A 9,287-nucleotide genomic window follows, 5' to 3' on the forward strand; every position below is an offset into this window, starting at 1 on the left:
ATCATCTATGAGTAGTCTAAAACTTAGTTTAAAACTATGCTTTTACCAACTCTTCTCTATCGCCGAACGTTATCGCTCTGAGCATACCGAATACATAAGCAGCGTAGGCATGCATTATAACCACGGTAACCAGCACATACATCATAAACCTATGCACAGACCTTACGAATGCGTAGCTGAAGATCTGGAATAGAAAGCCCATACTTTCGGGAAACATCAGTATGAGGCCCGTTATGATCAATATAGTCCCAATACCTACGTACCCCCACCAGACCATAACCTCTGTAGGAATTATCTTCTCCACATACCTCTTATTTACATCATCGTAGAGAATCGGCTCCTCCACATGAGGACCTATACCGAGCCACGCCTTCGCCTCCATGATGAAGAACTTCAGTGAAAGGGGTATGCGCCGCAATCGATACCAATGGTACTCCCCACTTACAATGAAGTAGTAGAAGAAGGCGAGTAAGACGAATGTTAAAGCCAAGCCGAGGACGCTATGTATCGCGCCCACATTCTCGATGAGGGGGAGATTGCCGAAGATCCCACCGATCTCCAGACCCGTTATAGTCAATATCACTCCGAGTACGAAGAATGTCCAATGAAAGATACGGTATGTTAACTCATGCCTTACTACACGAACCCTCTTACGAGGCCCTTCAGCCTTGGTAGCTTCTTGGTCCATGATCCTCGCCTAATGCTCATGGTCTATGTGGATTACATGCTTCTTACCATCGGGCATGATGAGATGCACACCACAGGCAAGGCATGGATCGAAGGATCTTACTATCAACAGAACCAGTGAAGAATTTACAGATTCACCACCATCGGTCCTCTCCATATTCAGATTCACATACTTCGGGTTTAAGGCCGTAAGCGCTTCTCTAAGGGTATCGCCCCAACCTGCCTTGATCGCATTTGCCAACTGAAATACGTTCAGCTTCGGTATCCATGTGGTACCACATTGGAGCGCCTGCTCACCGACGCCAGGATTATCCATATCATCTCTGGGAGACCAGTTCCAAGTACCCGGCACTACACATTGATACCGTTCGATTTTACCATCCTTTATCTTGATCCAATGTCCCAAAGCGCCTCGTGGAGCCTCCCAGAGCCCCCTACCCTTCGCCTCCCTCGGAACATCCTTAAAGTTCATGATGGGGCTATTTACATACTGTCTGAGCTCGAGTAACCATTTGAACACATTATTTGCACAGAGCAGGGTCATGAAGGCCCTTGCCACCACACGGTCCAAGACAGATCCCTTAGGATTCCTTAATGTATACTCGATGGGGCCGTAATCCTTGCCTGTTATTGGGTGTATGCGATCCAGCCTCCACCTGGTGCCAAATGTATTTAAAAATCTAGCCAGAGGTCCAACTTCATACACCTTACCATCGTAACGTGGAGCCTTTAACCAACTATAAGCCCCAGCCTTATCCTTCTTGACCGAGGTTTCACCTTCACTCGGATGAAGCTTCGATGGACTATCGTAGTAGGAGTACTTTACATGCTCGGTAATCTTATTTTCATCGAGCGTGGTCCATGTACCATTCGACCATGTACCGCTGCGTATCAGAGACTTCCTCCGCTTCGATGGATCTAGCCAATCATCATAATCGGTGAAGTCTGGGTATAGACCGTAGGATAGGAAGTTCCCGGTACCTATGCCGATATCCTCCAGACCGACCCTTTTACCAAGCACGGTGTTGGTTACCTCCTTCAGGCGCTCGTTCGCAGAGATTATAACCTGTAGGTCTGAGATCATCGTCAAAGCTACAAACTCCCAGACCGGGACCAGTTTAATCACAGAATTGGTAATTTTATCTAAAGTGGGCTTTACGGTGACACCACCCGGGTATAGGCTCTGTATATGCGGATACTTCCCTCCCCATAGCGCTACCACCTCATTCACCAACCTTTGGACTTCTACACACTTTGCATAGTGGGCACCGAGCTTCATCTGCTCTATACCATCTCTACCAAGTGCTGGGGGGACCATGGGAGGATACGCTGCCAAGACACCGAGCTCTGGACCGATGAGTAGGTAGAAGTGAATCAGATGGTCATAGATGTAATATGCAGCATCTATGATATTTCTAACCAAGATCGCTGCTGGCGGAGGCCTCGCTCCGAAGGCATCATCGAGCGCCTGAATCGAGGCCATTGCGTGAGGATTTGGACATACACCACAGATCCTCTGTGTAATGTAAGGTGCATCACGTGGATCGCGCCCCTTCAGAAATATTTCGAAGCCCCTGAACATCTCGGCCTTCGACCAGGCCTTCTTGACTACGTATTCATTCCTCAACGCGGGCTCTCTGGAGATCTCCAACTCGACACAGAGATGGCCTTCAATCCTCGTAACGGGATCTACGGAGAACTTCGGCATAATTTACTCACCTCCCTCCTCTTCCTTCTCTTCCTCCTTTCTCTCTCCCTCTCCCCTCTTCGTAATCACCCTCTTAGCAAAGTGAATTGCGACACCCGCCGCACCTGCAACCATCATGGCCTTGCCCCATGTATCAATGGGAATACCAAGTACCAAAGGCAGACCGGGCAGCTCTTGCCAGAATGGCCCAGTATCACCATCGGGGAATGCGGGCTCTGAGCATGCAATACATGGCGAACCGACTTCGATGCACCAACTTACACCATTATTCCACCTTCTCTGGCCACAATCGGCGTATGCCACTGGCCCCTTACAACCTATCTTATAGCGGCAACCCTCCTCGGCACCTTCCACGGGAAACTCACCGGGTCTTTGAATGAATATGCCTCTATCGTAGTATGGTCTATAAGCACACCTGTTCGAGTGTATATTTATACCGTAAAAGTCCTTAGGCCTACCGAATGCATCCAGCTCAGGCACCTTACCCACCATTATAGCAGCTAGAGTGAGAATAAGGCTGTCAGGGTGGCCGGGGCACCTCGGAAGGTTTATGACCAGTTTTTTGATCCCGACCTCCCTATAAAAGTCCTGTACACCCATAGCGCCCGTAACATTCCCCTTCGCATGTGGTATGCCTCCATAAGAGGAGCAAGAGCCGAAGGAGATTACGTAATCTGCATAGTTAGTAGCATCGAGGAGCCAATCCCTAAAGTCTCTACCACCAATTTTACAGAAGCCCTTCTTCTGGACCGAGCCCTCGACGATCAGAATCCTCTTTTTATCGCTCCCCTTCTTCCAAGTATCGATGAACTCGATAGCTAGAGAGCCCGATGATGGATGGAGTACCTGCATGTAATCGGGAAGGGCTATGGGCAGATTCGAGTTACCAACGATCAGGCTCGTTAGGACTTTGATTAAGTCCGGATCGGCCGCCTGTGCAAGAGAAACTGCACAACCTGTGCATGCAGCACCATTCAACCAACAGATATGCCAGTAATCCCTCGCCTCTGCGAAGATCTCGATCAGATCCTGCTTGAGAAAGCTCGGGATTACGAGTGATCCTACACCCACGGTAGCCAATAACTTGAGGAATTCACGCCTTTCAGTCGTCTGCCTTTTACCCTCGACCATACCATCACCTTTAACCAGACCTTCTATCGATGTAGATGAAGGAGAATGAAAGAGGCTTCTTCATCTTCACTTTAAAAAGTTCCTTTACCAACATTATCTCCATAAAGGGATTCAAAATTACGGTCACTTATATCTCTTTATTAATTTTTTATTTACTCTATTTACGGGTTATTTACAGATACTCTTAACTCGTGACGTGTATTATTGATGATTCGTTCCTTCGGTGTGTGCTCCTCACATAGTACCAACGAGACGTTGATGGGAGAATAGCCGAGCCTTTTGCCACACACTATGCAAACGAGCTCCGAAAACACGAGGGTATTTAGATTTACATTTGTGGACAATTACATCACCTACGAGCTCTTGAAGAACTTGATAATAGTTCTTTATTAATATTTTGCATAATTTCACCATATTCTAAAAAAATCGAAAAATATGTATAGATAATTTTCTAGACATCCTTGTAAATCTGTCCTTAACCTTCAATTCAAATCTTTTTATAAAATCGCGATAGCTTTAAGGTATTAAATAATGTTAACTTATGATCTCTCGATCTTGATAACATTATGTACGATTACTCCATCCCATGCCGATATTCAGATTTTCTTTTTGATTCGTTAAGTAAAGCAACCCCAGAGCTCCCGTTACCATATGATCATTAAGAGGGTTGCCAAATTGAAAATTCAGATTCGTCCTCTTGATGATATCACGCTTCGGCCCAGTAACGATTATAGCATCTACAGGACCTCTGCACTTCTCACTTGTGTAAGCACCATGGCCTCCCTCTCTTAAAATCTGCTCATGCGTCAACCTCCCCTCTATGAATAATTGAACGAAGCGCTCCAACATTTCTGGGGTTAAAGTCGATGTATGCGTTTCAAAGTATCCGACGATCTCACCATCTACCAGCATAGATGCAAATGTATGGCCATTACCGATATCGATCGTGACGATCCTTTTCTTACCGATCGCATTCGGATCGAGAGATGCACCTACACACGCTGCGATTACTGTATCGGTAGCGTAGATCTTACCTGAAAAGGGCTCTCCAGAGATAGAACTTTTCAACTGCTGTGAGACAGATTTCATTCTGAGGAGTGTATCTGGTATATCTCTATCTTCGAAGAATAGGCTTATGGGTTTCGGGTTCTCTTCGATAAAGCTCTTCAGTAGATTGTGGCGATACTCGATGGCAGATACGCCCTCTGGAGCCTTCCCATGGTCTTGAACCGCGAATACGATGTAATCCAACCTATCACAGATCTCATACCTCCTAGCCAACTCCAACAGGAATTTTAGATCGATCTCTTTCAACTCCACTATTGTGAAGTCCTTCTCAAATTCGGAGATTCTATCGATGATCTCGATCCCCATCGACTTCACGTGATCCAAATTATAACTGAATGTGAGCGCTGCTGGTAATGTGGCCTTTACCCTACCACCTTTACTTATCAATTCCTTTACAGACCTTGTAATAGGCCCACCACCAATTATACCACCGGTGATCAAGAGATTTCTATGCGTGAGCTTCGCTATCTTACGGGCGAAGATCTGTGTCGCCGATGGTAAGATCATCTTCGGTAAGTAATCGTAAGATTGGTCAAAGAATAGTATATCTTGGGTACCTAGACCTACATCGATGCAACATACGCTGACCAACGATGATCTGATTAACTCACTTAACTTCTTCCTTATTAATTCTATCCAACTCCGCCATCAAAAAGTTCCTATACTTTGCCCTCTGCTCCGCACCCAGCTTCGAGATATCTTCACGTAAAATGGTGAATAGACCTATGATCCTATCGATTATATCTTGGGCTACGAAGCCACCGTACGTAAAGAGGCGTACCATTGCACCGAAACTTCTATTGAACTCTTCACGTGCTTCACTATACTCTTCAAGCTTCTTCACACCCTTCTCCGTAATCTTATAGCCACCCTCAACCTCCTCGATCAGACCTTCGGAGAGGAGCCTATTTAACAATGGGTAAATGAGGCCGGGTGATGGCCTCCAAGCACCCTTCGTCCTCCTTTCGGTCTCATCCATGATCTCCTTACCAGTCATAGGTTTCTCTTTTAATAGTGAGAGTACGTAAAATCTGGAGAAGCCCCTTGGCACTACACTCTTGCCTTTGCGCATATCACTAATGATATCACTAACGATATATATACTTTGCGCTTATTGTGAGATTTTTGCACCACGGATAAAGAAGCTTTACAAAAGTGAAATCGTCACATCTACATATTACTAAAGTTTGATAATCATCGACCTAATCCAAATTTTTATTAGCGGGCAATACTATTAGATCTCGAAGATCATGATGATCAAAGTTAAAGATGTTATGAGTAAAGATTTGGTGACGATCGAAGCGGATAAAAGTGTGCTCGATGCTGCGAGGCTGATGGCCAAGAAGGGTGTCGGATGCTTGATAATCGTCTCAGGTGGTAAGGCGATAGGGATTATAACGGAGAGGGATCTTGTATCGAGAGTTCTGGCAGAACCTTTTGACCCTGCGAAGGTCTTGGTCAGTGATGTTATGAGCACGCCAATATTCACGATATCTTCAGATCAGACGCTGAATGAAGCTGCTGAGATTATGTTGAAGTACAAGGTAAGGAGGTTACCTGTGGTTGATGGAGGCGTATTGGTCGGTATAGTAACCGCGACAGACCTGGCGAATGCGTTGGTTAATAAAACGTTGGATGAAGGTTTGATTCTCAAAGCGATAGCAAGGTACAGTAAAGCCCCTGAATTTGGCCCCTATAAGTGAAAAGATAAAGTTAGAGGAAGGATATCGTAAAGCAATGATAAAGATAAATAATGATGAAGAGGAATTATGGAAAGGCATATCGAGATCGATTGTAAAGTTAAATTCTTGCCCATCTAACTCTCTATAGAATTGAGCTTTAAGATTCTAAACCTTCAAGAATTAGAATTCTCATTACCGACGTTGGATGAGCAATCCTTTAGAGAGGTTCTTCAATTTTCAGAATTCCTCGGTTATGATAATGTGAATAAGAAAGGGCTTTATAAATTGAATTTGGAAAAGTGTGCTACTTTAGATGTAGATGACCTTAGAAGGCTCGCCCGGTACGGTATAGATCTTTCGAAGGATGTGTTGAGAGAGATTGAAAGTCTTAGAGAGAAGAGATTGGTGAACATTTCTATTTATGGAGGGGATCTCATTATAAGAGCGACGCCCAGTGCAGCACCTCTAATACCAAGTCTATGTATATATGAGCAGAAGACCAAAACTTATAGGGCCAAGCCTAGAGATCTATGGAAGGTTCTGGATCATCTTCAGATTTTATGTAAGGTGAATGTGGATTTTGATATAAAGCAAGAGCTACCATTTTTACCGGTAGCCCAATTTACGTTAAGAGATTATCAGGTACGATGCTACGAAGCATGGAAGGAGAGTGGTTTTAGAGGTGTGATAGCACTATCCACGGCAGCGGGTAAGACATTCTTAGCCCTTCAGGCGATAGCCGATCTTAAAGTGAGGGCGATGATAATCGTACCCTCTATAGACCTTCTCTACCAATGGAAGAAGAAGATCAACCTATACCTTAACATCCCTTATGAATACATTGGGGTATATGGGGGAGGGAGTAAAGAGGTCAAGGACATCACTATAATAACCTACAAGTCGGCATACTTGAACGCTGAAACTTTATCAGATAAATTTATGTTGATGATCGCCGATGAAGCACATCACTCTGTAGCTGAGGAGTTTAGAAGGATACTCGATTTAAGTATCGCACGTTATAGGATGGGTTTGACGGCCACACCGATGAGGAGTGATGGGCTTCATAGGGATTATGAAGAAATTATAGGCCCCATCATTAAACCCGTCTCCGAATCGGAACTTCAAGATAAAGGGTATATAGCAAGGTACGATGTGAAAAGAATTTATGTGGAGCTCGGGCCTGAAGCCCTTGAAGAGTACCGAAGGCAGCTCAACATCTATAACGATTATTGTGAGAGGGTCCTTCCTAAAGTCAAAGACCCAAGAGAGAGGTTCGAGCTCTGCCTTACTTACGCTGCCCGAGATCCAAGGGCTAGAGATGCGTTAAGGGCGAGAAATAGGGCGAGAATCATAGCCTTGAGTGCTGAGAAGAAGGTAGAGATCGTCGGCGAACTTCTATCGAAGTACCGAGATAAAAAGGTCTTGATCTTCAGTAGGTACGTAGATATTGTAGAAGAAGTGAGTAGAAGGTACCTTATCCCTCTTATTGTAGCCGATACGAGTGTTGAAGAGAGGAAGGCTTTGTTGGAGATGTTCAAAAAAGGCGAGGTTACAAAGTTAGCTTCAGGTATGACGCTCGAGGAAGGGATCGATGTACCCGATGCCCAGGTGGGCATCATCATAAGCGGTTCGGGGAGTAACCGTGAATATTTACAAAGGATAGGTAGATTGCTAAGGCCGAAGAAAGAGAGGGCTTTGATGATCGAGTTGGTTACGAAGGGGACGATGGATCAACAACTCACCATGAGAAGGAGGAGATTTCGAGAATGGCTTAATTGAGTGTAGTAAAGAGTGTAGTAGAGAATGTTTCCAAGGACATTATTGAAGTTTAAAGTCAAAGGGGGTGTAATGCAGCCTTTATTCCTCAACCCTAATTTTAGTGATCATCTTTCGATAGCCGAGAGGGCTCTGGAATTCTACGAATCCTGCTTAGGAATGGAGAAAGGAAGTATAGATTTTGATGAGTTGCGCTATCGAATAGGGGATGATAGACTCGCCGATGGATTAAGGTATGCTCTGAATCACATCTTCACCTATAAACCGAAGGTAACACGCCGTTTAAAGATCAGCCCCACGAATCTTAGACTCAAACTCTTTAAGTTTGTAGGGTCATTGGAAGGTGGCTTTGCAAGGAATAGAGTTGAGGTGTTAAAGCGCTTTAAAGAGGAATGTGATGATGAAGAAGTAAGAGGGTTAGAGTTGGAAGATCTGGATGATTACCTATGGAGCGATTATCCAAAGGGATACGTACTTGTGAAGGTGAAGGATGATGTTAGCCCGATCGATGTTATCAAGTATTACAATTATGAAGTCTTGGATACTTTGCTCTCCAATTCAAGAATGCTGATATTTATGACAAAAGGGAGCCACAAGGTGCCGAAGGGGATGTTTGTTAAGGAGGTTGTGAGGAGGGTGAAAGAATTCGGCCTCATCTACGATGCACAATTGAAAGATGATTATGTGCTCGTAAGCACATATGGACCTATAGAGCTCTTTGGTAAACCTACCAGATTCGCATCGAGGCTATCTATGCTCTTTAACACGGTTCAACCATTTTTAAAGACCGTTGGGGACTGGTCTGTTAAGATTTTGGTTCATCTAAAGAAAAGAGATCTCCCATGCATATTGACAGATTCCAATATGCCAGACTATGCCAAAGATATGAGAATTGATGAAGAGATCGTACCTATCTTCGATAGTAGAGTGGAGCGTAAATTCTACATGGCGATGAGTAGCGTAAGCAAGTATAGAATTGAAAGGGAGGCTGAGCCTATAATAGTTGGCGATACACTGATTGTGCCAGACTATACCTTTCATAGAATTGATGGTGTGAAGTGGTATCTGGAGATCATCGGATATTGGAGGCCTGAGTATGTTGCGAAGAAGAAGGCGAAGCTCATGGAGTTGAAAAGGGCAGGGTTCGATAAGTTGATCCTTTTGGTAGAGAATAGCCATATTGAGTATTTTAAGGATATAGGCTTTCCAGTATTTCCATATAGGATGAAGGGGAA

9 protein-coding genes are annotated in these 9,287 nt (G+C 44.5%); 3 read left to right on the forward strand and 6 right to left on the reverse strand.

What is annotated here, in order from left to right; translation table 11 throughout:
* Nucleotides 1-34: 34 nt before the first annotated feature.
* From NZ896_02110 to NZ896_02135, 6 genes are all read right to left on the reverse strand, one after another.
* The gene (locus NZ896_02110; GenBank protein ID MCS7116245.1) at nt 35-688 is read right to left on the reverse strand and encodes a cytochrome b/b6 domain-containing protein; all 654 of its coding nucleotides are present in this window, start codon (nt 686-688) and stop codon (nt 35-37) included.
* A 9-nt stretch (nt 689-697) separates the two neighbouring features.
* A complete protein-coding gene (locus NZ896_02115) occupies nt 698-2,395 on the reverse strand; it encodes a nickel-dependent hydrogenase large subunit (GenBank protein ID MCS7116246.1) in 1,698 nt (565 codons plus the stop codon).
* A 3-nt stretch (nt 2,396-2,398) separates the two neighbouring features.
* Nucleotides 2,399-3,526 carry a hydrogenase small subunit gene (locus tag NZ896_02120; protein MCS7116247.1) on the reverse strand — a complete coding sequence of 376 codons (1,128 nt, stop codon included), beginning with the start codon at nt 3,524-3,526 and terminating at the stop codon, nt 2,399-2,401.
* Between the two features lie 161 nt (nt 3,527-3,687).
* Nucleotides 3,688-3,870, reverse strand: a complete 183-nt coding sequence (locus NZ896_02125; protein MCS7116248.1) for a hypothetical protein — start codon at nt 3,868-3,870, stop codon at nt 3,688-3,690.
* Between the two features lie 220 nt (nt 3,871-4,090).
* Nucleotides 4,091-5,185 (reverse strand): DUF1786 domain-containing protein, encoded by a 1,095-nt coding sequence (locus NZ896_02130; GenBank protein ID MCS7116249.1) that lies wholly within the window; start codon nt 5,183-5,185, stop codon nt 4,091-4,093.
* Between the two features lie 16 nt (nt 5,186-5,201).
* Nucleotides 5,202-5,666: a PadR family transcriptional regulator gene (locus NZ896_02135; protein MCS7116250.1), complete on the reverse strand. Its 465-nt coding sequence runs from the start codon at nt 5,664-5,666 to the stop codon at nt 5,202-5,204.
* 181 nt (nt 5,667-5,847) lie between these two features.
* Between NZ896_02135 and NZ896_02140 the strand changes: the two genes are divergently transcribed.
* From NZ896_02140 to NZ896_02150, 3 genes are all read left to right on the forward strand, one after another.
* Nucleotides 5,848-6,297 carry a CBS domain-containing protein gene (locus tag NZ896_02140; protein MCS7116251.1) on the forward strand — a complete coding sequence of 150 codons (450 nt, stop codon included), beginning with the start codon at nt 5,848-5,850 and terminating at the stop codon, nt 6,295-6,297.
* A gap of 129 nt (nt 6,298-6,426) precedes the next feature.
* Nucleotides 6,427-8,055, forward strand: a complete 1,629-nt coding sequence (locus tag NZ896_02145) for a DEAD/DEAH box helicase (protein MCS7116252.1) — start codon at nt 6,427-6,429, stop codon at nt 8,053-8,055.
* A 24-nt stretch (nt 8,056-8,079) separates the two neighbouring features.
* A partial coding sequence (locus NZ896_02150) for a DUF790 family protein (protein ID MCS7116253.1) occupies nt 8,080-9,287 on the forward strand: 1,208 nt, incomplete at its 3' end.

It is taken from the genome of Nitrososphaerales archaeon (assembly GCA_025058425.1).
Lineage (GTDB): Archaea > Thermoproteota > Nitrososphaeria > Nitrososphaerales > JANXEG01 > JANXEG01.

Bases quoted from the DNA above. Each gene is read 5' to 3' on its own strand.
- NZ896_02135 (MCS7116250.1), bottom strand. From the start codon at position 5,666: ATGCGCAAAGGCAAGAGTGTAGTGCCAAGGGGCTTCTCCAGATTTTAC.
- NZ896_02140 (MCS7116251.1), top strand. From the start codon at position 5,848: ATGATCAAAGTTAAAGATGTTATGAGTAAAGATTTGGTGACGATCGAA.
- NZ896_02110 (MCS7116245.1), bottom strand. From the start codon at position 688: ATGGACCAAGAAGCTACCAAGGCTGAAGGGCCTCGTAAGAGGGTTCGT.
- NZ896_02115 (MCS7116246.1), bottom strand. From the start codon at position 2,395: ATGCCGAAGTTCTCCGTAGATCCCGTTACGAGGATTGAAGGCCATCTC.
- NZ896_02120 (MCS7116247.1), bottom strand. From the start codon at position 3,526: ATGGTCGAGGGTAAAAGGCAGACGACTGAAAGGCGTGAATTCCTCAAG.